Source organism: Sporosarcina sp. P18a, from assembly GCF_002743135.1.
Lineage (GTDB): Bacteria > Bacillota > Bacilli > Bacillales_A > Planococcaceae > Sporosarcina.
The window spans coordinates 316,416-338,757 of the sequence record NZ_PDYQ01000002.1; the positions used below are offsets into that span (position 1 = coordinate 316,416).

At 45.1% G+C, this 22,342-nt stretch carries 24 protein-coding genes and 1 riboswitch; of the genes, 5 read left to right on the top strand and 19 right to left on the bottom strand.

Going from position 1 to position 22,342, the window contains the following annotated elements:
- From CSV75_RS09010 to CSV75_RS09050, 9 genes are all read right to left on the bottom strand, one after another.
- Positions 1-819 (bottom strand): cobyric acid synthase, encoded by an 819-nt coding sequence (locus tag CSV75_RS09010; RefSeq protein WP_099675575.1) that lies wholly within the window; start codon positions 817-819, stop codon positions 1-3.
- Positions 816-1,388: a bifunctional adenosylcobinamide kinase/adenosylcobinamide-phosphate guanylyltransferase gene (locus CSV75_RS09015; RefSeq protein WP_099675576.1), complete on the bottom strand. Its 573-nt coding sequence runs from the start codon at positions 1,386-1,388 to the stop codon at positions 816-818. Before CSV75_RS09015 ends, CSV75_RS09010 begins: the two co-directional genes overlap by 4 nt.
- A complete protein-coding gene (gene cobD, locus CSV75_RS09020; protein ID WP_099675577.1) occupies positions 1,370-2,443 on the bottom strand; it encodes a threonine-phosphate decarboxylase CobD in 1,074 nt (357 codons plus the stop codon). The genes CSV75_RS09015 and cobD overlap by 19 nt, the downstream gene beginning before the upstream one ends.
- Positions 2,430-3,383 (bottom strand): adenosylcobinamide-phosphate synthase CbiB, encoded by a 954-nt coding sequence (gene cbiB / locus CSV75_RS09025; RefSeq protein ID WP_099675677.1) that lies wholly within the window; start codon positions 3,381-3,383, stop codon positions 2,430-2,432. The genes cobD and cbiB overlap by 14 nt, the downstream gene beginning before the upstream one ends.
- Positions 3,383-4,855 carry an adenosylcobinamide amidohydrolase gene (locus CSV75_RS09030; protein WP_099675578.1) on the bottom strand — a complete coding sequence of 491 codons (1,473 nt, stop codon included), beginning with the start codon at positions 4,853-4,855 and terminating at the stop codon, positions 3,383-3,385. The genes cbiB and CSV75_RS09030 overlap by 1 nt, the downstream gene beginning before the upstream one ends.
- A gap of 2 nt (positions 4,856-4,857) precedes the next feature.
- Complete coding sequence (locus CSV75_RS09035) at positions 4,858-5,850, bottom strand: FecCD family ABC transporter permease (protein ID WP_099675579.1); 993 nt, start codon at positions 5,848-5,850, stop codon at positions 4,858-4,860.
- Complete coding sequence (locus CSV75_RS09040; protein ID WP_099675580.1) at positions 5,843-6,829, bottom strand: ABC transporter substrate-binding protein; 987 nt, start codon at positions 6,827-6,829, stop codon at positions 5,843-5,845. Before CSV75_RS09040 ends, CSV75_RS09035 begins: the two co-directional genes overlap by 8 nt.
- Before the next feature lie 140 nt (positions 6,830-6,969).
- A riboswitch (cobalamin riboswitch) is annotated at positions 6,970-7,096 on the bottom strand.
- Between the two features lie 335 nt (positions 7,097-7,431).
- Positions 7,432-9,099: an arginine--tRNA ligase gene (argS, locus tag CSV75_RS09045; RefSeq protein ID WP_099675581.1), complete on the bottom strand. Its 1,668-nt coding sequence runs from the start codon at positions 9,097-9,099 to the stop codon at positions 7,432-7,434.
- Positions 9,096-9,512, bottom strand: a complete 417-nt coding sequence (locus CSV75_RS09050; protein ID WP_099631215.1) for a YwiB family protein — start codon at positions 9,510-9,512, stop codon at positions 9,096-9,098. Before CSV75_RS09050 ends, argS begins: the two co-directional genes overlap by 4 nt.
- Before the next feature lie 158 nt (positions 9,513-9,670).
- Here CSV75_RS09050 and CSV75_RS09055 point away from each other — a divergent pair, with 158 nt between their 5' ends.
- Positions 9,671-11,725: a transglycosylase domain-containing protein gene (locus CSV75_RS09055; RefSeq protein WP_099675582.1), complete on the top strand. Its 2,055-nt coding sequence runs from the start codon at positions 9,671-9,673 to the stop codon at positions 11,723-11,725.
- A gap of 430 nt (positions 11,726-12,155) precedes the next feature.
- On the opposite strand, the gene CSV75_RS09060 is transcribed toward CSV75_RS09055, so the two are convergent.
- Positions 12,156-12,674: a YwhD family protein gene (locus CSV75_RS09060; RefSeq protein ID WP_099672292.1), complete on the bottom strand. Its 519-nt coding sequence runs from the start codon at positions 12,672-12,674 to the stop codon at positions 12,156-12,158.
- A gap of 67 nt (positions 12,675-12,741) precedes the next feature.
- On the opposite strand from CSV75_RS09060, the gene CSV75_RS09065 reads away from it, so the two are divergent.
- On the top strand, positions 12,742-12,927 hold the full coding sequence (locus tag CSV75_RS09065; RefSeq protein ID WP_099631212.1) for a 2-hydroxymuconate tautomerase: 186 nt from the start codon (positions 12,742-12,744) through the stop codon (positions 12,925-12,927).
- Between the two features lie 48 nt (positions 12,928-12,975).
- Here CSV75_RS09065 and CSV75_RS09070 read toward each other — a convergent pair whose 3' ends face one another.
- Both CSV75_RS09070 and CSV75_RS09075 read right to left on the bottom strand, forming a co-directional pair.
- On the bottom strand, positions 12,976-13,482 hold the full coding sequence (locus CSV75_RS09070; protein WP_099675583.1) for a YwgA family protein: 507 nt from the start codon (positions 13,480-13,482) through the stop codon (positions 12,976-12,978).
- Between the two features lie 17 nt (positions 13,483-13,499).
- Entirely contained in the window at positions 13,500-14,789 is a 1,290-nt protein-coding gene (locus CSV75_RS09075; RefSeq protein WP_099675584.1) for an HD domain-containing protein, read from the bottom strand.
- A gap of 498 nt (positions 14,790-15,287) precedes the next feature.
- Between CSV75_RS09075 and CSV75_RS09080 the strand changes: the two genes are divergently transcribed.
- The gene (locus CSV75_RS09080) at positions 15,288-15,926 is read left to right on the top strand and encodes an RsfA family transcriptional regulator (protein ID WP_099675585.1); all 639 of its coding nucleotides are present in this window, start codon (positions 15,288-15,290) and stop codon (positions 15,924-15,926) included.
- 19 nt (positions 15,927-15,945) lie between these two features.
- On the opposite strand, the gene lipL is transcribed toward CSV75_RS09080, so the two are convergent.
- Positions 15,946-16,782 carry an octanoyl-[GcvH]:protein N-octanoyltransferase gene (gene lipL, locus CSV75_RS09085; protein WP_099675586.1) on the bottom strand — a complete coding sequence of 279 codons (837 nt, stop codon included), beginning with the start codon at positions 16,780-16,782 and terminating at the stop codon, positions 15,946-15,948.
- A gap of 66 nt (positions 16,783-16,848) precedes the next feature.
- Positions 16,849-17,820 carry a phosphate acetyltransferase gene (gene pta, locus CSV75_RS09090; protein ID WP_099675587.1) on the bottom strand — a complete coding sequence of 324 codons (972 nt, stop codon included), beginning with the start codon at positions 17,818-17,820 and terminating at the stop codon, positions 16,849-16,851.
- Positions 17,821-18,034: 214 nt separating this feature from the next.
- Here pta and hemQ point away from each other — a divergent pair, with 214 nt between their 5' ends.
- A complete protein-coding gene (gene hemQ / locus CSV75_RS09095; protein WP_099631207.1) occupies positions 18,035-18,784 on the top strand; it encodes a hydrogen peroxide-dependent heme synthase in 750 nt (249 codons plus the stop codon).
- A 770-nt stretch (positions 18,785-19,554) separates the two neighbouring features.
- Positions 19,555-19,899 carry a spore coat protein GerQ gene (gene gerQ / locus CSV75_RS09100; protein ID WP_099631205.1) on the top strand — a complete coding sequence of 115 codons (345 nt, stop codon included), beginning with the start codon at positions 19,555-19,557 and terminating at the stop codon, positions 19,897-19,899.
- A gap of 35 nt (positions 19,900-19,934) precedes the next feature.
- Here gerQ and CSV75_RS09105 read toward each other — a convergent pair whose 3' ends face one another.
- From CSV75_RS09105 to CSV75_RS09125, 5 genes are all read right to left on the bottom strand, one after another.
- Positions 19,935-20,315 (bottom strand): DUF423 domain-containing protein, encoded by a 381-nt coding sequence (locus CSV75_RS09105; RefSeq protein ID WP_099675588.1) that lies wholly within the window; start codon positions 20,313-20,315, stop codon positions 19,935-19,937.
- Positions 20,316-20,413: 98 nt separating this feature from the next.
- Positions 20,414-20,677, bottom strand: coding sequence for a YwdI family protein (locus CSV75_RS09110; RefSeq protein ID WP_099637575.1), 264 nt, complete (start codon positions 20,675-20,677; stop codon positions 20,414-20,416).
- Positions 20,674-20,850, bottom strand: coding sequence for a uracil-DNA glycosylase (locus CSV75_RS16570; protein WP_083034898.1), 177 nt, complete (start codon positions 20,848-20,850; stop codon positions 20,674-20,676). Before CSV75_RS16570 ends, CSV75_RS09110 begins: the two co-directional genes overlap by 4 nt.
- A gap of 23 nt (positions 20,851-20,873) precedes the next feature.
- Positions 20,874-21,557 carry a uracil-DNA glycosylase gene (locus tag CSV75_RS09120; protein ID WP_369825360.1) on the bottom strand — a complete coding sequence of 228 codons (684 nt, stop codon included), beginning with the start codon at positions 21,555-21,557 and terminating at the stop codon, positions 20,874-20,876.
- Positions 21,557-22,312, bottom strand: coding sequence for a DUF4230 domain-containing protein (locus tag CSV75_RS09125; RefSeq protein ID WP_099675589.1), 756 nt, complete (start codon positions 22,310-22,312; stop codon positions 21,557-21,559). The genes CSV75_RS09120 and CSV75_RS09125 overlap by 1 nt, the downstream gene beginning before the upstream one ends.
- Between the last annotated feature and the right edge of the window lie 30 nt (positions 22,313-22,342).

Genomic DNA, 22,342 nt, shown 5'->3' on the forward strand with positions numbered 1-22,342 from the left:
TTACGCCAAAATAGATTGAATCAACGGCCAGTCGATATGTTGCTTAACGTGATCAGCCCATTGTTCGTAGACATCGACACCTTCCATTGCAGGAAGCGTGGTACGATCCATGTCTTCTTCTGGTATTCCATGGTTTTCTAAGACGGGAATGACACCAGCCACCGGGATTCCGGTGTATTGTTCAATAAATTTCACGCCACTTTCGAAATAAGACGCGTCACCGTAAAATTTATTGATGATAATACCTTTGACACGCTGACGCCTTTCTTCTGAAAGTAGTTGAAGCGTGCCAACAATCGATGCAAATGCACCGCCTTTGGAAATGTCCGCAACTAGTATAACAGGCACATCTGCCAGTTCCGCAACGCGCATATTCGTCAGTTCACGATCCATCAAGTTTACTTCTGCGGTACTTCCCGCTCCTTCGATGATCAGCATGTCGTAGTGATCGGACAAATAATCCAACGCTCCTTGGATTGTTGCAAGACCTTTCTCGAACCATTCTTCACGAAAGGATTGCCCGCCTATCGTCTCAAGCGGTACGCCCATAAATAGAACGTCAGCCCGCATAGCGTCTCGTGGCTTCATCAAAATCGGATTCATTTCAATAATCGGTTGTGTGCGGGCTGCTTGTGCCTGCTGGAATTGGGACCGACTGATTTCACGTCCGTCCGCTAACGTTTCAGAGAAGCCCGACATGTTTTGTGATTTGAAAGGAGCAACATGAACACCTTCATTCGCAAGTAGCCGGCATAGCGCGGTGCAAATCATCGTTTTACCGACATCCGAAGCAGTACCAACGATCATTAATCCGTTCATGAACTCTCCCCTTTCCAGACGATTGGCAACCCGTGATCCATTTCAATTGCACAGTCTGCATGCTGTACGATTTGTTGATGCAGTATGCCGATGGTTTGGCGGTATATTTCCGTCTCTTCTTCGTATTGCGGCCACTCATCGAGGACTTCATTTGAAACAATGACTAGCTGTGAGACAATTTCTGTCATTTGCTTTATCGTGTGAAGTAGTTGATTCTGCTTTTGTTCTAAACACCCCGAGCGATGAACGCAAGGTGCACCTTCTTCATATCCTTCATACATTTCATTGGCGAGCCATGTAGTGAGGCAGTCCCATAAAACGAGATCACCTGGTTTTAGAAACGGCAACACTTTATGGAGATGTTTCGGTTGCTCGAGTGTGTGCCAATTCACATGTCGACGATCTTCTTTATGTTGATCAATCCGATGCTTCATCTCTTCATCTGCTGCTACACCGGATGCAATGTAGACGAGGCGTCCTGTTGTTTGATGCGTAAGCAGACGTTCCGCATACGCACTTTTTCCGCTGCGCGCTCCGCCACAGATGAATGTTACTGTCGCTTGAACCATTGATCCATCGCCTCCCGCAGTGTATCCATCATCGTTTCGGACTTCATTCCGATCCGTAACCAGCGCCCGTCCATCCCGCGGAAGTTTTCTGAATGCCGCAGGACGATCCCTTGATTCAATAAATCTTGATAAAGCTTTTTCGCATCTTGCACAGGCTTCATGACGAGATAATTAGCGGAAGAGTCGAGGACTTCACAACTATTTGAGCGCAAGAACTGCGTCATCTTTACGCGTTCTGTTTGCGCGTGCAAAATCGCCTGTTCACGATACGCTTCTTCCTGTAAACAGAACACCCCGATTTCGGCAGCGAGTCCGTTGACATGCCAATGCGAAGCTCGTTGTTTCAACGTTTCAATTCGTTTGGCATGTGCAATGATATACCCTAAACGGATGCCAGGAATCGCATACATTTTCGTCATCGAGCGCACGATTAACAAATTCGGATAGTTCGCGACTTGTGGAATAAAGGACTTGGATTCATCGATGAAATCAATGAATGCTTCGTCTAGCACAACATCTGTCGAACTACTTTTAGCCGCTTCTATAATCGTTATTAGCTCGTTTTTTGAAGGTAACAAGCCTGTCGGATTATTTGGCGTGCATATATATATCGCATCCACTGTAGGTAATGCCTGTAGAATTTGACGCATAGGCAATTCAAAACCTTCTGCTTCACAAGCTTGAAGCGATACGACCTCTGCACCGTTCACTTCAAGCGTAGCGCGATATTCGGAAAAGGTTGGGTTAATCAAGATTACTCGTTTGCCTCGGTAATTCCCTGCCAATAAAGAGAGTATTTCTGCCGCACCATTGCCGACGAGCACTTGTTGTTCGTCTACTTGATGAAAAACCGAAACCGCCGAACGAAATGGCTGACCGTCTGGATCGGGATAGCTGTTGAGTGTTGATATCAACGTAGGCCACGCTTCCTTTACAGACGGCGGAGGTCCTGCTGGATTGCAGTTCTCACTGAAATCCAACACTTCATTAGGCATAGGAATATTCATTGATGTGTACAGTCGTTTACTGTTTGCGCCGTGTTCAGGCAATCGCATAGAAAATCCCTCCTATTACTGTGCCGAGTGACCAGAATGTCCAAGACACGACTTGCATTTGGTAAGTAGCGGACCGAATATGTTCTTTATTCGCAATGACTGCTGGACCCAGTATCGCCCGCTCCGACACTACTCCGCGATACGTACTGCGTCCGCCCAACTGTATATTGAGTTGCCAAGCCGTTGCTGCTTCAAGATAGCCGCTATTTGGGCTCAAATGCTTTTTGGCATCGCCCAGCCAGCCGCTAATTCGCTTTGTAAATGAATGTCCACCTTCATTTGGAGTGAATAATAGAATGAGCAATCCTGTCATTCTTGAAGGAATCCAGTTAAAGAGATCATCCATACGAGCCGAAACTTTTCCAAATTCACCATAACGCTCATCGTTGTACCCCACCATGGAATCAAGTGTATTGATCGCTTTATACAGCCATAGACCAGGTGCACCGAGCAAGAATGCCCAAAATAATGGAGCCGTGATCCCGTCTGACGTGTTTTCTGAAACCGTTTCAATCGTAGCACGGGCTATCGCGCTTTCATCGAGTTCCTTCGTATCCCTGCCGACAATCCAACTGAGTTTTTCACGGGCTTCGTTCATATCTCCTGACTTCAATGGCTCATAGACTAGCAACGCCGCGTCACGCAAACTCTTTTGTGCAAGTCCCACCGCAATAAGCAGCGCTTCAATTGCGATCCCCGCCAACAGATGCAGGCGATACGCCATACTGACGAGCCAGATGACGAGCAGAAACGTCGTCAGACAAATAAGCAACCAGACTATCGCGCCTTTTACTGTACGCATACGGCCTTTATTCAATAGTTTCGTCAAGTTACTAATCATCGTACCAAGCCACTTTACCGGATGCGGCCAGTTAGGCGGATCACCAATGAGCCGGTCGAGCACCATGCCAATGGCGATCGCAATAAAATGTGCAGGGATCATCGGTGCTCACCAACTGCTAATCGATACGAATGAATAGCTCGCACCGTACAATCATAGACCCCTTTACCGATCAACTTGCCGAGTTGAGTAATGGGCCCCGCATACGGCAAGTATTCTCCTTGTTGTGTAGATGCGATTAACATGCTATCTGTCGAAGTACCTGTAGCGACTGTGCCGGATTCTGGATCTTTTACTTGCTCGTCTTGCAGTGCTTTCACTTTCGCTTCTGTTGCGGTAATCAACGCTTGGACGAAAGCTTCTTCACTTAATTCCCCGTTAATGAATACCCATGTATTGATCGTACCTATGTAAGGAATATCTTCACGTTGCCAAGACTTCGAAACATCCACTGCGTTTCCAACACCTGCTGTCACCGCCACGACAATCGAGCCGAACTCTCCTTCGTACTCTTCTACCTCAACGTGCTCTGGACTAACGGCTGTCATCATGGCGACTGTATCTGTCAGATGATAGCCAAGCGTACGCAAATAGTCCGTGTTCTCCCGTTGAACATCATCAATCATATAATCCGCACGTACGCCTCGATTGACGAATGTCTTGTACCAGCCAAGTCCAGCATTATGGACAGCGGAAGAAATCGTCTTCAGCGATTGGCTTGATTGCAACAATACGTGATCTTCCTGAATCGTTATGTCTGCCTTCCTTACAGAAAATAGCTCTACCTTTTCTTGCAAGTTCGGCAACAGCGTCATTTGAGGCTTCGGCATTTCAGGATGAGGCTGTGTTTTGACACGCGCATTGTATACATGATGAATCTCTTGCTCGAGCACGACGTCTTGCGGCACGCCAATTGAAGCTACTTCTCCGTTCTTTAATAGCAACAGGCGATCGCAATACAGAGCAGCGAGATTGATATCATGAAATACAGAAATGACCGTGATCCCCTTCTGTCTCGCTTGATTACGGATCGTATCGAGCAATTGTTGCTGATGTGCGATGTCGAGGTGATTTGTCGGTTCATCCAATAATAAAATAGGTGCTTGCTGGGCGAGTGCTTGTGCAACAAATACGCGTTGTTGCTCGCCGCCTGATAATAATTCAATGGCGGTATTTTCGTATCGCGTGACACCTGTATAATTCATCGCTTCTTGTACTGCTTGCTCGTCAAACTCCGACCAACTTGAAAAAATTCCGGTCTGATACGGATAACGACCTAGCGCGACGGTGTCTTTGACGCTATGGGAAAACGCATGGGCATGAAGCTGTGGCAAGACCGCTACTTGCTGTGCGAATTGTTTCTGCGTATAGGCACCAGAAGGCTTTCCGGCAATCATTACCCTACCGCTTTGTTTCGGCAAAATCCCCGATATAATTTTCAGTAATGTAGATTTCCCGCTGCCGTTCGGCCCTAAAATCCCGAGAACTTCTCCTTTTTCCACGTGGAACGACACATTTCGCACAATCGGTTCTCTTCCGTAACCCCCAGACAAATTGTCCACTTGCAACATCTTCACATCGCTCCTTTTCTACGTTGTTTGTAAAAGATATAGGCAAACACCGGAGCGCCAATGAATGCGGTAATGACACCGACCGGTAATTCAGCCGGTGAAATAATCGTTCGTGCTATGAGATCGCAAATAATCAATAATGAAGCACCGTTACATAATGATAACGGCAATACGTGACGGTGATCAGAGCCCCATAACATACGTGTCATATGCGGGACCACTAGGCCAACGAAGCCGATTGTCCCAGATACGGCAACAGCGGAACCAGTTAATACCGAACCACCAAGCAAAATCATCAATTTACGCTGTTTGACATTGACTCCAAGATGATGCGCGCGTTCTTCACCGAATAATAAAGCGTTCAATTCACGGCGATTAAGCCATAGCATAAATGTGCCGATGATAAAAAACGGCAGGACCATCAGAATATAATTCCAGCCGCGCATCGATACGCTACCAAGCAGCCAACCGACGATCTGACGAAGTTCTTCTTGCGTTAACGCGATCATCAGCGACAGCACAGAGCCAAGAAATGAACCAAAAATGATTCCTGTTAAAATGATCGTCTCCATTTTCATCGACCGGTCGACCATTCGAGCAAAACCGATCACTAAAAACATCGTGATTGCGGCACCCATCATACTAAATACAGGTAAGGTGAACGCGCCAAGAACCGGCAGCGATATACCAAAAAAGAGTGTGATCACGGCGCCGACAGAGGCACCGGATGACACTCCGAGGGTGTAAGGATCAGCTAACGGGTTTTTCAAAAGCCCTTGGAACGCGGCTCCTGATATAGCCAGTGAGGCACCGACAATTCCGGCCAGCAACACACGTGGCATACGGATCTTCCACAAAATATTACTCGCGGTCGCATCCGATTGATTCCATAGCGTCTCTATTGGTATTTTCACTGTACCGATCGATACGCCGAGCCAGATTGCCACAAGGAGCGTGGCAATCGACACGACATAGGCGAGCGCAGTTTTATTCACCGAATACCTCAGGATAGACTGCTTTCGCAAACGATTCTAATCCGTCAGCCAAACGCGGACCTGTACGGCTTGTAATATCTTCATCCAGTTGAATGACTCGATCTTCTTTGATCGCAGTAACTGCATCAAACCCGTCACGCGTCTTAATATTTTCTACAACGTTTGGAACATAGCTATATATTGCCAAAATTACATCCGGATTTTCATCTACAATCGTTTCAGGACTGATCATAATCCAACCTTCTTCTGTCACGATGTTTTCAGCATTGATCATATCCAAAAACTGTTGTGGGAAAGTTCCTTTTCCTGCCGTGTAAATTTCAGGTGCATCGGAGTTTTCAATAAACACGCGCTTCTTGTCCGTAATGTCCGCTGCTTTCTTTTCGATATCAGCGACTTTCGTTTTCATATCTTCAACGATTTGATTCGCTTCCACATTTTTGTCCATAACTTTACCAATCAATTCAATCGTTTCATATGTCTCTTCAAATGTTCCTGCATTCTGTATAACGATCACAGGGATGCCTGCGTCACGAATCTGATTCAATCCTTCTTCATTCGAACCCAACATCATTTCATGTGCGAACACCGCTTCCGGTTGCAATGAAATCACTTTTTCTATGTTGACCGTAAAATCCCCTACTGTATCAAGCTCCGTTACTTCTTCAGGATAGTCATCGTTTTCTGTTACTGCGATGACTTTATCCCCTGCACCAATCCCGAATAATATTTCCGTGTTGCTTGGAAGTAATGAAATGACAGTTTCTGGCACTTTTTCAAATGTAACTTCTTTGCCAATCGCATCTGTCAGAGTGTATGGATAACTCGTTGTATCCGTTGATGCTTGTTCTGTTTTCGTTTCTTCGCCAGCTTGATTTTCATTTGCTGGTGTTTCTTCTTTTGCACTATCGCTTCCACATGCTGCGAGTAGTAGTACCGCGAGCATTGCTGTCAGCAGTAGTTGTAAAAACTTCTTCATGTGTGCTCCTCCTTTAATATGTGTGTTGCATTACGCAAGTCGCAGACACGAAAAAATCCTTCGATCATTCGAAGGATTAGGTGGGATGAAATCAGGACGTGACTTCTTCCATTACACCTATCCTCGTAGGTTGCTGCGGAACTTCATTTTCTAAAAAGGCAGGTGACCTGGCTTGTGCATAGCACGTACAGTGGCGGGACCGCATCGGATTTGAACCGATTTCACTTTTCATCTCTAGTATTGAGAACCTTTTAGAAGATATGTAATTATGCTTTATTATAGCGGTAATAGTGAGGGTTGTACAGGGCGGTGCTGATCTTTCAAAAGTCATCCCCACTTCCTACCTGTTCTTGTGGTGGTAGGTTGAACCGCGCTAAAACTGGAATAGACCGCGCATTTCGTGTTTAACACCGCGCAATTACTCTATGTAACCGCGCTAATCGTTGAGTGATCCGCGCTATTATGATGTGTAACCGCGCCGAACTGCTTGAAGATCGCGCTATTGGGATATTTCGTTGCATTTGATGAAACTTTGACAGGCAGTACTTCCAAAGACATAAAAAGCCAAGCAGTAAATAATCTGCTTGGCCGTTTTCGATATATTACATTCTTTCCGGTGCTTCAACGCCAACTAATTTCAACGCGTTCGCGATCGTCGTTTTAGTTGCTGTGATCAAAGCCAAACGCGCCTCGGACAGGTCTTTATTTTCCGGGTCGAGCACTTTATTCGCATTGTAGAAACTATGGAATGTAGCTGCGAGTTCTTGAATATAAGTTGTCACGCGGTGCGGTGCGCGCATGCGAGCTGAGTCGCTGATAAGTCTCGGGAAATCTCCAAGCTTCTTCAGTAGCTCCAATTCTTTCTCATCTTGCAACAGCGTGACGTTTTTCGTTGACGCTTCCACGTTCTGTTCTTTTGCCTGACGTAGGATTGAACAGATACGTGCGTGCGCGTATTGTGCGTAATAGACAGGGTTTTCATTGGATTTGGATACCGCCAAATCTAAATCGAAGTCCATTTGTGCGTCTCCTGAGCGCATCGCAAAGAAATACCGTACAGCGTCTAGTCCGACTTCTTCTACAAGTTCACGCAATGTGACCGCTTTTCCTGTGCGCTTGCTCATTTTGAATTTTTCTCCGTCTTTATAGAGCTGAACCATTTGCGCCACTTCTACTTCGAGCGTATCGCGGTCATAACCTAGCGCCTGGATTGCTGCTTTCATACGTGGAATATACCCGTGGTGGTCTGCTCCCCAAATATTGATCAGTTTATCAAATCCACGACTCAGCTTGTCTTGGTGATAGGCAATGTCCGGTGTTAAGTACGTGAATGAACCGTCTTGCTTGATCAATACACGGTCTTTATCGTCACCAAATGTAGTGGAGCGGAACCAAGTCGCGCCGTCTTCTTCATAGACATGGCCATTTTCACGAAGTTTTTGGAGTGCGATTTCGATCTTGCCGTTGTTATATAGGGATGTTTCCGAAAACCAGTTATCGAAATGAACACGGAAGTCCGTTAAATCTTTCTTTAGTTTATCCAATTCGATATTCAAGCCGTGTTCACGGAAAAATGCAAGTCGCTCTTCTTCTGGAACATTGACATACTTGTCTCCATATTGTTCAACGAGGCCTTTTGCGATAGCGATGATATCTGCACCGCGATAGCCGTCTTCTGGCATTTCTTTTTCTAATCCAAGTGCTTCGAAATAACGAACGTCAATCGATAACGCTAAGTTATTTATTTGATTACCCGCATCATTGATGTAGTATTCCCGCGCTACGTCATAGCCTGCTTTGTCAAGAATATTACATAATGAATCACCAAGTGATGCCCCGCGTGCGTGTCCTAAGTGCAAGTCGCCTGTTGGGTTCGCTGAAACGAATTCAACTTGGATCTTCTGTTGCTGTCCACTGTCGGAACGTCCGTAGTCTGCCCCTTGGTCAAGGACAGATTTCACGATATCTCCGAGACTATCTGTTTTCAAACGGATATTGAGGAAACCGGGTCCTGCAATTTCAATGGAGGCGATTGCCGTGTTTGTCGTATCAAGATGCTCCAAGATACTTTCCGCGATTGCACGCGGTGGCTTTTTCGCTAGTTTTGTCAACTGCATAGCGATATTCGCTGCATAATCGCCGTTCTCTTTACTTCTTGGTGATTCCAGTTTAATTTCCGGAATAGCTGCACCTTCGACTAGTTGTGCTTTCTCAATCGCTTCGTGCAATGCTTCTTTAATTTCATGTTGGATCTGCTCTACTGCATTCATTGTGTTACCTCCGAGTAGGTTATTGTCAAATGGTATTTCCCTAATAAACTTTCGTCTGAATGTAAGTCGTACGCTACCGTAAAACGTCCAGGTACCCACTCCAGTTGATTGGTATAAACAGCCAAATCCATAACGGCAGGACCATTACCGTACGTGCCAAAACGGACATCGTCTTGCCTGAACGGTAAGCGCATCTGCACACCGCCTTTACGCATGATGAAGGCATCTTCGGCATGTAATTTCACGGTCGTTCGGACTGCTGGCATTCCTTCTGTCCGTTCTTCAAACAATAAGTAGGCCTGCCCTTTTTTCTCAATGATCTCTCCAGTCGCCTGCATCGTATGCGTTTCCGCTTGCTGGTCTGGATGTTGAATAACGGAACGGAGCTGAACTTTCAATTTTGGCGCTTCCATTCGTTCACCGCCTTAAGTAAATAGATTCACTCATTATACACTTCTTCTGGTACCAGTTTCAATGTTACACGTCTAAACTTTTCCTACAGTCCGTTTAATCCGTCCATAACCGTCCCATACTGTCAAAAGATACTGAATGGAACGGGATGTGATGAGTAATGAAACGTACCGACTATATAAAATCCACCAATCGTAAAAAAATGAAAATGGTTGTATTATCCCTGTCGATCACGTCGATAGCCGCGATCGTGACGGTCTTAATCGCCCTTCGAATATATGCTCAAGTACTTGGTGCCCCTTCATTGAGCGTACCAAAGGCTTCATTGTTCCTCGATCATAGCGGGCATCAGATCGGGGATCACTTTTCGCAACATAGACGTTACTGGATGAAGCTGTCCGATATATCCCCTTTTCTTACGGATGCTTTCGTGGCAACTGAAGATAAACAATTTTATTCGCATAATGGATTTGATTATAAACGGATTGCGGGTGCAGTTCTGAAGGACGTCAAAACGATGAGTAAGGCACAAGGAGCGAGTACGATTACCATGCAATATGCGCGGAATCTGTATTTGACGCACGAAAAGTCTTGGACACGAAAACTCCATGAGGCGTTGTTTGCTTATCGACTGGAAGTTTTCTATGACAAGGATACGATTTTGGAAGGTTATTTAAATACCGTATACTTCGGTCATGGAATGTACGGGGTCGAAGCGGCGAGCCGATTTTATTTCTCAAAAGCGGCGAAAGAGCTGACATTGGAAGAAGCGGCTACGATTGCGGCGATTGCAAAAGGCCCTTCTATTTATTCACCCCTTGATAATCCCGAGAATTCACGCAACCGCCAACTACTCGTGCTCGATCAAATGGAGCAGTACGAGTATATTTCAGCCGAGCAAAAGGAACGCGCGGTAGAAGAGAGGATCGTACTGAAGACAGAGAGTTGGAAAGATATGAAGCAAGTGGCACCGTACTTTTTGGATGCTGCGTGGCAAGAGGCTGAAGACATCCTCGCTTCAAAAGGACGTGTACCTGCAGAAGGTGGCTGGCAAATTCGAACGACGTTGAATCAACAGCACCAACAAGCAGCGGAACAAGCAATTAAACAAGCTATGCCCGCAAATGACCTGCAAGTCGGATTTATTTCCATGGCTGCAGACACGGGGTTCGTGACGTCGATGATAGGCGGAGTGGATTTTGGCGACAGCTCCTTCAATCGAGTAACTCAAGCGAAACGTCAGCCGGGATCTGCGATGAAGCCCATCCTCTATGCAGCAGCGCTAGAAAAAGGTATGAATCCGTTAACATTCATGACAGCTGAAAAGACAGTGTTTACGTATGATGACGGACGTTCGACATATGAGCCAAGCAATATTAACGGGGAGTTTGCGGTGAAGCCGATTTCATTGGCACAGGCGATTGCCATTTCAGATAATATTTATGCAGTCAAAACGCTTGAGCAAGTTGGTTACAAGCCGTACACAAAAATGGCGCAGCGACTAGGCATCGATGTCTCGTTTCCCGAATCCCCAGCAGTCGCGCTTGGAACATCCGATGTGACATTATTCGAGATGACGACAGCGTATAATCGTATTGCGTCAAAAGGTAAACAAGTCGAACCCCAAATGATTCTATCGATTACGGATGCGAACGGAAAACTGGTCTATGAGCACCCTTCCAAGAAACCAAAGCAAGCCATGTCGGAACAAGACGCATTTGTGCTAACGCATTTGATGACAGGAATGTTCGACCCTGTTTTCAATGATTATTTAACTTCTACAGGCTTGTCAATGCGACCGAAACAAACACGACCTTATGCAGCGAAGTCCGGAACAACGATATCGGATCAGTATTTGATTGGATTCTCGCCCACATTAACTGCAGGCATCTGGACAGGCTTTGACCGTGGCAAGCAACTAGAGAATTTGGAGGATAAAACAGTTTCAAAAAAAGTCTGGATCGATTTCATGGAAGCGGCGCATGAAGGAACAGCCCCACAACCCTTCCTTCCCCCTTCAGGCGTACAAGGCGTCATTGTGGATATCGAAACTGGCGGGATTGCGGTCAATGATTGCGCAAAGCAACGACTGATCTATGTGAAGGATAAAGATGTACCGAAGAAGTTATGCACGGATCGCTCGTTGAGAGAACAACATTCGGGAGAAGAGGAAAATTCTAAAATGGAGTTATTCCCGTTTTCGTTTTTTGAGTGATAGAGCGGGAAACTGTAGTGATTGAGCGGCTGACGTGCGTGATAGAGCGCTTGGACGTTTGCATAGAGCGCTTAACGACAGAATATGAGCATTCGCACGCCAGCACAGAGCTAGTATCCACAAACTATAAGCACTGGAAGTAGATTTCATTGCTCAAATCCACATTAAAAAAGCCTCGTTCTCCGTATCCGCGGAGAACGAGGCTTTTTCGACCGTTATGTAGTAATCGAGTGAATCTGCACTGCTTGGGTTTGTGGTTTCATCAAACGATCATCTACATAGCGGGTGTCCTAGATTACAGCGCAAAGCTGTATGTTTAGTTTACTTCCTTTGTTGCAGACATTCAACCTCAAAGAGTACGTAATGCAAATTGTCACATTTTTGACGCATTTGACGAAAATTGTACTTTTTACGTATGCCGTTGGACGTCTTACTCTGTGCGCAAACCTTCGTGTAATTCAGGTGTACTACGTTCCCAAAGTTCTGCGTTATGTGATTTCAGAAAGTCCTTAAGAATTTTTTTCGAACGATCGTCCATTTCGTCTACGATAATTTGTCTCTTCATGGATTTGTCCATACGGTTGACGTGGTCTGCCAGTAACTTGTAGCCACGTCTCTTCTCACGGTTGACGATCATTTCGCAAGCTGTGATACCTGCGTAATACGGACCTTCTTCACGGTAATCAATGGTCACCCAAACGAGCCAGTATGGTTTGCCACCTTCAGAATCTTTGCGGTCTGTGGTAAATTTGATTCCCCGTTCCGTATCGCTACGGGCATGCATAGCCCCCATTTCCACTTGTGCTGTGCCCGCTTCTACATCGATGATCACAGGCGAAATGTTTTCCAACGACAACGAACCTATGCCGAACCCTTTATGTCCATCTGTTGGGTCATTTTTTATTATCGTAAAGCCTAACTTTGGTTTTGAATTTTGCTCATTTGCCATATAAATCGACCTCCGTCTCTGTTATTATATGTACTATACCTGAATTTTCTGCTAAGGAGGAAACTAAATGCCATACGTCACAGTAAAAATGCTTGAAGGACGCACTGACGACCAAAAACGGGCACTCTGTGAAAAAGTTACGCAAGCTGTTGTGGAAACGACTGGTGCTACTACTGACAGCGTAACAGTTTTCATTGAAGAAATGCCAAAAAACCATCTTTTTAAAAATGGAAAACGTATGAGTGATCAGTAAAATCAGCAAAAGGATTCTCATCGTGAGAATCCTTTTTACTTGATCCATTTAGCTGACTGAACTCGTTTGCATCTCTTCGATGAAGGCAAAAGCTTGATCCATTTCCTGATCAGTAAAGTTCAATTTGTTTTTCACGATACGCACTTTAGCAATTTGGTCCTCTTTGTCGAGCTGATCGAAAAACAGCAATGTTGAGACCAATTCCAAAAAGCGTGACGACTTCTCATTCAATCGCTCGATACATTTTGGCAACTGTTCTTTCGGTGCTTCTGCTGTCGTAAGGAATTTCGATCCTTCATCCGTTACTTGATAGCAATATTGCTTATACGAACCCTTGTCCTCAAAACGTTCAGCCAAAAAGCCCATTTCACATAATTCTTCCACTCGCAATGTCAGTTCTTCCGAATAAGGGCCATACATATGGAGCTCGTATTTCTCAGCAAACGGGAAATTCATTTTCTTTAATATATAAACCATCTTCTGCATTTTCTTACGGCCATTTACTTCATTCGCCAACGATATAAACTGAACGATTTTTGCATGCTCTTGCAGCAAGTCCCGCAACCCCTCTCTTAACCTCTTAACAATTCCAAAATCTTCTCATGCAACGGGTTTCCATCTACTAACAAGTCTTCAGGATAATAAATTTTATGATCTGTTCTGCGTTTTCCGGATATTGCTTCAACCACATCGGACAGCCGCGACAGTTCACGCAAATCGCCATTTTCTAGTTGTAAATAAATCGGCACACGCTCATTCTCTTCACCTGGACGGTAAAAGTCGTAAGGTAAGTCAGATGAAGAATCCGTCACTAAATAATATTCAGGATCGAGCCCTGCTTCTTTAAACAATGTAATCAGTTCACCGAATTTCATATATTGCACTGCAGGATCGAACTCGGCATATTGAAACAGCCGTCTGTTAACGAAGCGATCGCATAAATCCGCTAAAATCGAGTCATCTTCTTCCATCCACAGTTGGAAATATGTTAATAACACGCCCTCATCAAGAGCTATGTACTCTTTCAATTTGAACTCTTGAGCGAAGAACGAAATGAAATGCAGGGGTTCTTGCTTAAATGCATACCCTGTTTCAAATAAATATTTCGCTCTGTGTAAAATTTTAATAAGAATTACTTCCGCACTTCGCGACACGGGGTGGAAATACACTTGCCAGTACATCTGATAGCGGCTCATGATATAGTCTTCCACCGCGTGCATGCCGCTATGCTTGATGACTACTTGGTCTTCAGTCGGACGCATGACACGCAAAATCCGTTCCATGTCGAAATGGCCGTAGGAAACGCCTGTGTAATATGCATCGCGTTGAAGATAATCCATACGGTCTGCATCGATTTGGCTGGAGATCAAGCTGACGACCAGTTTGTCTGGATACGTTTTGTCGATCACATCTGCCACTTTTTGTGGGAAATCTGGCGACACACGACGCAGCACTTCATGGACTTCTGTCTGTTCCAATAAAATTTGCTGGGTGAATAGTTCGTGATCCAAATTGAATACTTTTTCAAATGCGTGGGAAAACGGACCATGTCCCAGATCATGCAATAATGCTGCACAAAGGGCGACGAGTCGTTGCTCTTCATTCCATTCTTCACGCCCTCTGAAGCCGTCATCGAGAATTCGTCGGACAATTTCATAGACACCAAGCGAGTGCTGGAAGCGGCTGTGTTCTGCACCGTGGAACACTAGGTAAGTAGTGCCAAGCTGGCGAATTCTGCGCAAGCGCTGGAATTCGCGTGTGTTGACTAGGTCCCATATTACGCGATCCCGGACATGTATGTAGCTGTGTACAGGGTCTTTAAACACTTTCTCTTCGGGCAGTTTTTCGTTTTGGTACGCCATGTCGTCACCTCATCCTTCATTCGTTCTAGTATAACAAAAATCGACGTGACGTGACATAGTACTCTTTGACGGATTTTAAACGGATGATGATGGAACGTGTTTATAAACGTGAAGGACTTAGTGTCTACTTGGGGACGGAAGCTCCAGTTGGGGGACGCTTTCCCATGGGCCCGCGGTGAGCCAACTGTTCGCTACGCTCTCTTAATTGTCTCACCTGATCGGGCTGATCCATCGGGAAGAGCCGTAACGAAGAACGGCTTTTGCACTAGCGACTGGTTGGCTTGCCGCGGGCCCTCAGGAAAGCGTCCCCTCCGTAGCGCAAATTCCCACCCCAATCCCCTGCCAGCCTCACCCCACTTACTTTACTTAACTCCCACTCACCTAAAAACCCGCCCATTTTATTACCATCTTCATAGAATTTTGTAACTCTCTGAATAAAAGACTCATCCCGTGGTCATAATGGCAGTAGAAAGAGAGTACAAGACAGGAGGCATGGAGATGGTGAAAGTTAGACAAGACGCTTGGTTAGAACAAGACGATGAATTATTGGCAGAGACGGTGCTACGACATGTAAGAGAAGGAAGTACACAGCTAGGTGCATTTGAAGAAGTAGGTGACGCCCTGAACCGAACAGCAGCAGCTTGTGGGTTCAGATGGAATGCAGTTGTGCGAAGAGACTATGAGAGTGAACTCTCTGAAGCGAAGAAAGAAAGAAAGCAAACGTTACGTGTGCTAGGTACAGATTTTAAAAGACGCAATCAACAAATGTACAGCCCCGAGACAGGCGCAGATGGCCAGGAAAGAATCCAGGTTCCATTATCAGCCCTATCCCTCGACACGGTCATTGCCTATTTGATTCGCATGCATCATAACGGCGGTGCGGATACGGATGCACTTCGATGGAGACAAACGGCAAAAACAGCGACGGAACAAATGAAATCGCTAGAAATGCAAATTGAAGATCTGAAAAAAGAGAATAAAACGTTGAAAGAAGACTATGAGCAATTCGTCCAAATCATGAATCGTGCACGTCGATTAATCGCTTTAAATGAAGAAAGCGAGCATGTTGCACCGTTGTTTAAAATGGAGCCAAATGGTAATCTAGTCACATCAAAAGAGCCGCCAATCAAGAACTGATTGGCAGCTTTTTTTCGTACTATGATAACATCTTTTGATTGCGTTCAAAGACACGTCGCAAATAGAATCCGTACAATTCCATTTCCTCGTCTGTTAACCCATCGTGACGCACATCTTCTGTCAATGAGCGCAATAATATTTGCAAGCGAATAACCACTTCATTGACCGTCAAATGCGTGTCCAGAATTTCCGATAATGATGCCATTGTGTTAGGTTGAATTACAGGATAACTGAATTTCGTCTGTTGGCCCTGTAAGCCCTTCTCATAGACTTCACGAATTAACTCTGCGCGCTCGGAACCACTGCCTTCAACGCATAAATATACTTGCACAGCGACTCCTTGACGCAAACGACGCTGTGAAACCCCAGCGAATTTCTTGCCATCGACACTTAAATCATATGATCCAGGACAATAAGATCCGACAATTTCATAGGCTTCTATCCGTTCGCCAAGCTCAGGAAATAATAGCTGAACTAGTGATACCATCGCTTCGTAGCCTATCGGAATGTCAATTGAAGACTTTTGTTCAGAGAAGATTAAGGAAATATTTACTATCCCTTCATCTAAGACGACTGCAAGCCCTCCCGAATTGCGAACGATCGACTGATAGCCATGCTGCTCTATTCCTTCCATCGCTTGTTGAATAAATGGCATTCGATGATCTTGAATACCTAACACGATCGTCTTATCATGTACCCATGTCCTAACAACCGGTACACTTTGTTGCTGTCCAACTAATTGGCATAACGTATCATCCATGGCGAAGGATTCGAGCGCAGAACGATTGCGTGCTGAAATCGATTCGTCGATGAAACGCCAAGCTGGTTGATTCAGTAAATGTTTATCTTGTGACATGTCTAGCTCTCCTATAGTGATTGATCTGGATTATATGTAGACGGTTCACAAACTACGAGCCTGTCATTATAAGCTCTGGGCTGCTGTGATGATAGAAAGTTTATAGACATCTTCTGCAGAACAGCCGCGTGACAAGTCGTTGACGGGACCATTCAAGCCTTGAAGAATCGGACCAATTGCTTCGTATCCACCTAGACGTTCTGTCAATTTGTAGCCGATGTTTCCAGCGTCCAATGTCGGGAAAATAAAGACGTTTGCATCGCCTTTGATGACGGATTCTGGAGCTTTTTTCGCTGCTACACTTGGTACATACGCTGCATCAAATTGGAATTCTCCGTCAATCAATAGGTCAGGTGCCAATTCTTTAGCAATTCTAGCCGCTTCCACCACTTTTTTCGTCTCTTCTGTCACAGCAGAACCTTTAGTAGAGAATGAAAGCATCGCAACGCGTGGATCAATTCCGAATGCTTTTGCAGTTTTCGTACTTTCCACAGCGATTTCAGCTAACTCTTTGGCTGAAGGATTCACAGTAATGGCACAGTCCGCAAAAATTAGACGCTCTTCTTCTTTCATCATAATGAAAGCACCGCTCGTTTTTGAAATGCCACGCTTCGTCTTGATGATTTGCAATGCGGGACGAACTGTATCCGCCGTCGAATGTGCAGCCCCACTCACCAAACCGTCTACACGTCCTGTATAGATTAGCATAGTTCCGAAATAGTTTACATCTTTCAATTGCTCGCGCGCTTGCTCGATTGTAGCTTTTCCTCCACGACGCTCAACGAATTTCTCCGCCAGTTCTTCAAAATAGGAAGCGTTTGCAGGATCAATCAACTTAATTTCAGAAATATCAAAACCACCATCTTTTGCTACTTTATTTACCGCTTCTTCATTACCTAATAAAACTGGTGTAATAATTCCCTCTTGTTGAAGATGAACAGCCGCTTCTATTATTCTTATGTCCTCTCCTTCAGGCAATACAATCGTCTTTCCTTTACCTTCCAATGTCTTACGAATACCTTCAAAAAGATCTGCCATGTGTAATTCCCACCCTTGTTATATTTTCCTATTTATCATACCTGAAAAGCCCCATTAATACACTAAGAATTCTGAAGTTTTCAGATAACTGCCCATTAAATATTCATTTTTGTAATGTCTATTGTGGGTCTAACCTTATTCCTTAACGAGTAAAGACTGTTTATGATACACTTGATAGAGAAACTACTTTATTTTAAAAGGAGACTGAATTCAAGTGAACGAAGCAGCTATTACATTAGACGGTTGGTATGTACTTCACGATTTTCGCACGATGGACTGGGCTTCTTGGAAATTGATTTCAAAAGAAGAGCGTCAGGCAGCAGTCAATGAATTCCTAACTTTTTTGGAGCGTATACAAGAAGCGGATGATGCTAAAACAGGTAGTCATGCATTTTATACAGTCGTTGGTCAAAAGGCAGACTTCATGCTAATGACATTACGTCCTACAATGGATGAACTTCAGCAGTTGGAAGCAGAATTCAATAAGTTAATCATTGCGGATTACACAATCCCAGCGTATTCCTATATATCGGTAGTGGAGTTATCGAACTACCTAGCAGGTGAATCTGACGAAGATCCATATCAGAATCCGCATGTACGCGGACGTCTGTATCCTGAACTACCTCGTAGCCAATACGTTTGTTTCTATCCAATGGATAAGAAGCGCGAAGGCGAAGATAACTGGTACATGCTCGACATGGACCACCGCAAAAGTTTAATGCGCAGCCACGGCATGATCGGCCGCGGTTATGCAGGTAAAGTGAAGCAAATCATTTCCGGCTCCGTCGGCTTTGATGATTACGAGTGGGGCGTCACGCTGTTCTCCGATGACGTGTTACAGTTCAAAAAACTCATCTATGAAATGCGTTTTGACGAGGTCAGCGCGCGCTACGGCGTATTCGGCTCATTCTTCGTCGGTACAATTTTAGACGCAGACAAGCGCGAAGCATTTTTCGAAGTATAATAGGTTAGATCCAAGCCGCGAATGAAACACTTCGCGGCTTTTTTGTTGCGAAGAAAGAGGGAAATAGGGCTAGTGGTTCGGGATTGAAGCTCCAGCTGGGGACGCTTTCCGGAGGGCGTGGCTTGAGCCTCCTCGTCCGCTTCGCTCCCTGCGGGGTCTCAAGGCGCACGCTGATCCTCCCGGAGTCGCCCCAGCTTCCGCTTCAATCCTACATAGATAGTAGTGTTACTTAGAACTGTCACTGTAATCAGCAAGTGAATTATTGTTGGCTTCTAACTTAGTTAAATTTACGCGCAACATAGGGTCTTGAATTTCACTCTCCAACTCCAGAAAGAGACAGTAGTGAAGCGAAGTGAGAGCCGTTACGAAGGACGGCTTTTGCGAGTAAAAGCGAAGCGTTAGGAGCATATCTTTGCACTAAAGGCGGCGACTCGGGGAGGATCAGCCCGACAGGTAAGACAACCAAAAGGAAGCAAAGCGACCTGGTTGGCTTACCGCGGGCCCTCCCGAACGCGTCCGCCTGGAACGTAGCGCAACGGTGCATTCCCCCAACCCCGAACTTCCCTCTCCAAAAACTTCATTCATACCCACTCCCCCTCCTACATAAGATACAACCAAGGGGGTTTTGCTTTAGCTGTCACCGCGACAAACAAGAGGGAATAAAAGCGCTTGCCCGTCTCACACAGACTCCATCAACACGCAACGCACACTTCCCTCGCCCTACAAGACTGCCCGCGAGTAAAACTAACAGATCTGGAGAGGATGTTGAAATGGTTCAATATTATTGGAATCCCGGCTATGCCCAGCAACAAATGGTCCCACCACAAACAAATGTACAGGGGAACGTACCAACACCGCCTTTTAGAGAGCAGTCGTACATCGAGAATATTTTACGGCTTAACAGAGGAAAACCCGGTGTCTTTCATTTTTCATTCGAACATGCGGTAGAAGCAGGCAAGAACACAAAAGCGATCACGGGTATGGTAGAAGCTGCAGGACGCGATCACGTCATCCTCAGTGAAGCCAAGACAGGACGACGTTATTTATTCCCTATGATCTACTTCGATTATGCGGAGTTCCCAGAGGAAGTAAATTACTTCAACCAAACGCCATAAGAAAAAACCGCTCATGCGTGAGCGGTTTTCCTATGTTACCTTCCAAATTTCACTGCAGCAATGATCAACATCATCCACCCTACGATGAATGCAACGCCACCAATCGGCGTGATGGCGCCAAGTATTCCGATTCCAGATAAGCTGAGTACATACAGGCTTCCAGAGAAAATAACGATACCCGCCAGAATTAAATAGCCTGCCCATAATAGTTGCGTCGATGGTCCAAGCAATGTGTCGCTCATCAAAATACCAATTGCGAGTAATGCAATCGCATGGAACATCTGATAGTGTACCGCGGTTTCCCAGACGGCTAAGTAATGTTCGGAAAGGCGATCTTTCAATGCGTGTGCACCAAATGCCCCAAATCCAACTGCAATCGCGGCATTAATAGCTCCTGCGATAATGAAAAACGGCATAATGATTCCTTCTTTCTAACGAATGTTGTATATCCTGTTTCCAGTCTACCATATTGAAACATATAAAATGACAGGTGTTTGAACGATTTTTGGTGCTATCAGAAGTCAAACAGCGACTCTCCATTGGCATCCTCTTCACGCAATGGTTGCTCGTTCAGCGACGTAATTGGCGTCGCATGTACAGTGCTCGTTTGTATAGCATGCGGGATGGACGGTACAGATGGCCTTTCATCACCAAGCATCAAATTACATAATGTTCGCACAGCATAGATCGCTTCTCTTCGTGCTGCTTCATCCTGTGTTTGTTTCGCCAAGCGGACTTGTCGCTCCATTTCTCCGAGCATTTGTGCAGCTGTGATCATCGCATTTTCATCCCCTTTTTCGGTTCAAATTTCATACACTCCATACCAGAGGAGCGCTTTACCACTATAGATGGTAACATTTTCGTCTTGAATCCATATGCCTTGCAGCCCCGCGGACTTGCGGGATCCCAAGTCGTATAAAAGAAGATACAGTCGAAGCAATTGACTGCCATCGTTACACATCCTTTCTCATTCATCACTTGGTCGTTTTCGCCCAATCTATCGGCTCTTCTCCCCACTCGCGTAAATACTCATTCGCTTTAGTAAACGGCTTACTGCCAAAGAATCCTCTGGATGCACTAAATGGACTCGGATGAGGCGATTCGATAATTGCATGGCGTCTGCGGTTGATCAATGCCGTTTTTTCCTGCGCATGTCTTCCCCATAAAATGAAAACGATTGGTGCACTGCGCATCGACAGTTTACGAATGACTTCGTCCGTAAAGAGTTCCCAACCTTTCCCACGATGCGAAGCGGCTGCCCCTTCGCGCACAGTGAGTACAGTATTCAATAATAATACACCTTGTTCAGCCCACCCTGTCAACGTTCCTTCAGTCGGGGCATCAATTCCAATATCTGATGATAGTTCTTTGAAGATATTACGTAAACTCGGTGGCACTTTCACGCCAGGCTGGACAGAAAAACTCATACCATGAGCTTGTTTTGGCCCATGATACGGATCTTGGCCCAAAATCACGACTTTGACGTCCTGAAAAGGCGTCAATTTAAAAGCTGTCCACATATCAGACATTTGCGGATAGATGATGTGATTTGTGTATTCTTCGCGAAGAAAAGTACGCAATTCCTGATAATATGTTTTATCGAATTCATCTTTTAGTATGTGATCCCAATCATTACGAAACTCTGCTACCATATGCATCACTCCTTAAATTCAATATCTAGTTGATAGCCTGCAAATGAAAACATGTCTTTTAGCGTTTTTACTGCATTTTGCTCTGCGGATTCTAGGACACCTTGTTCGGATGCCTCTTCCATTATTAACGTTTTGGCTTCATTCGCTAGTTCATAGCCTTCTTTAATATCTGCTTTTCCGCGGAATAACCCTTCTACAGAATAGACTTCTACTTTATCGAAGTACAGTTCTGCACCACCGAGAAAATCAGCTTTCGGTATTGTCAGCTCAATACGCTTTTCGTCTTCATCCACTCGCATATCTTGCTCGGTGATTTCACTAAGATCAATTCCGGCTTTGATAGAACCTGGAATGACTACTAATAAATTCCGCTTCGTCCCAGGAAAATTGACTCCGATGTTTTTACCGAATAATTCATTGTCAGTGCGTTTGATGAGCACTTTCGAATAAGCTTCTGCCGTTGTCAGTTCCTGTAGCTCTTGGACACGCTCGACAAATGCCGTCTTTTGTTCCGAAAAAGTAGAGCCCAATTGCATTAAATAAAAGCCTGCTATTGGCAGGGTAATAAGTGCGGTGACTAATAGTACAATGACTAAAATATATGTTCTTCTCCACGAAGTCCATAAAGTAAAAGCGAGTTCGAGAATTCCTCCCCTTCGCTTACGTTTGGTCTTTTTTCGTCCAGCGAATGTTACAGCTGATTGGGCATTAGCTTCCGTCCATTCCTTCTTCTCTCTTTTAGACGATTCATGCTTACTCATGGCTCACATCCTCTCGTTTGTTCCAACACT

Excerpts from the sequence above, each read along its gene's own strand:
- CSV75_RS09010 (WP_099675575.1), bottom strand. The coding sequence starts at position 819 with ATGAACGGATTAATGATCGTTGGTACTGCTTCGGATGTCGGTAAAACG.
- CSV75_RS09015 (WP_099675576.1), bottom strand. The coding sequence starts at position 1,388 with ATGGTTCAAGCGACAGTAACATTCATCTGTGGCGGAGCGCGCAGCGGA.
- cobD (WP_099675577.1), bottom strand. The coding sequence starts at position 2,443 with ATGCGATTGCCTGAACACGGCGCAAACAGTAAACGACTGTACACATCA.
- CSV75_RS09030 (WP_099675578.1), bottom strand. The coding sequence starts at position 4,855 with ATGTTGCAAGTGGACAATTTGTCTGGGGGTTACGGAAGAGAACCGATT.
- CSV75_RS09040 (WP_099675580.1), bottom strand. The coding sequence starts at position 6,829 with ATGAAGAAGTTTTTACAACTACTGCTGACAGCAATGCTCGCGGTACTA.
- argS (WP_099675581.1), bottom strand. The coding sequence starts at position 9,099 with ATGAATGCAGTAGAGCAGATCCAACATGAAATTAAAGAAGCATTGCAC.
- CSV75_RS09050 (WP_099631215.1), bottom strand. The coding sequence starts at position 9,512 with ATGGAAGCGCCAAAATTGAAAGTTCAGCTCCGTTCCGTTATTCAACAT.
- CSV75_RS09055 (WP_099675582.1), top strand. The coding sequence starts at position 9,671 with ATGAAACGTACCGACTATATAAAATCCACCAATCGTAAAAAAATGAAA.
- CSV75_RS09060 (WP_099672292.1), bottom strand. The coding sequence starts at position 12,674 with ATGGCAAATGAGCAAAATTCAAAACCAAAGTTAGGCTTTACGATAATA.
- CSV75_RS09065 (WP_099631212.1), top strand. The coding sequence starts at position 12,742 with ATGCCATACGTCACAGTAAAAATGCTTGAAGGACGCACTGACGACCAA.
- CSV75_RS09075 (WP_099675584.1), bottom strand. The coding sequence starts at position 14,789 with ATGGCGTACCAAAACGAAAAACTGCCCGAAGAGAAAGTGTTTAAAGAC.
- CSV75_RS09080 (WP_099675585.1), top strand. The coding sequence starts at position 15,288 with ATGGTGAAAGTTAGACAAGACGCTTGGTTAGAACAAGACGATGAATTA.
- lipL (WP_099675586.1), bottom strand. The coding sequence starts at position 16,782 with ATGTCACAAGATAAACATTTACTGAATCAACCAGCTTGGCGTTTCATC.
- pta (WP_099675587.1), bottom strand. The coding sequence starts at position 17,820 with ATGGCAGATCTTTTTGAAGGTATTCGTAAGACATTGGAAGGTAAAGGA.
- gerQ (WP_099631205.1), top strand. The coding sequence starts at position 19,555 with ATGGTTCAATATTATTGGAATCCCGGCTATGCCCAGCAACAAATGGTC.
- CSV75_RS09105 (WP_099675588.1), bottom strand. The coding sequence starts at position 20,315 with ATGCCGTTTTTCATTATCGCAGGAGCTATTAATGCCGCGATTGCAGTT.
- CSV75_RS09110 (WP_099637575.1), bottom strand. The coding sequence starts at position 20,677 with ATGATCACAGCTGCACAAATGCTCGGAGAAATGGAGCGACAAGTCCGC.
- CSV75_RS16570 (WP_083034898.1), bottom strand. The coding sequence starts at position 20,850 with ATGGCAGTCAATTGCTTCGACTGTATCTTCTTTTATACGACTTGGGAT.
- CSV75_RS09120 (WP_369825360.1), bottom strand. The coding sequence starts at position 21,557 with ATGCATATGGTAGCAGAGTTTCGTAATGATTGGGATCACATACTAAAA.
- CSV75_RS09125 (WP_099675589.1), bottom strand. The coding sequence starts at position 22,312 with ATGAGTAAGCATGAATCGTCTAAAAGAGAGAAGAAGGAATGGACGGAA.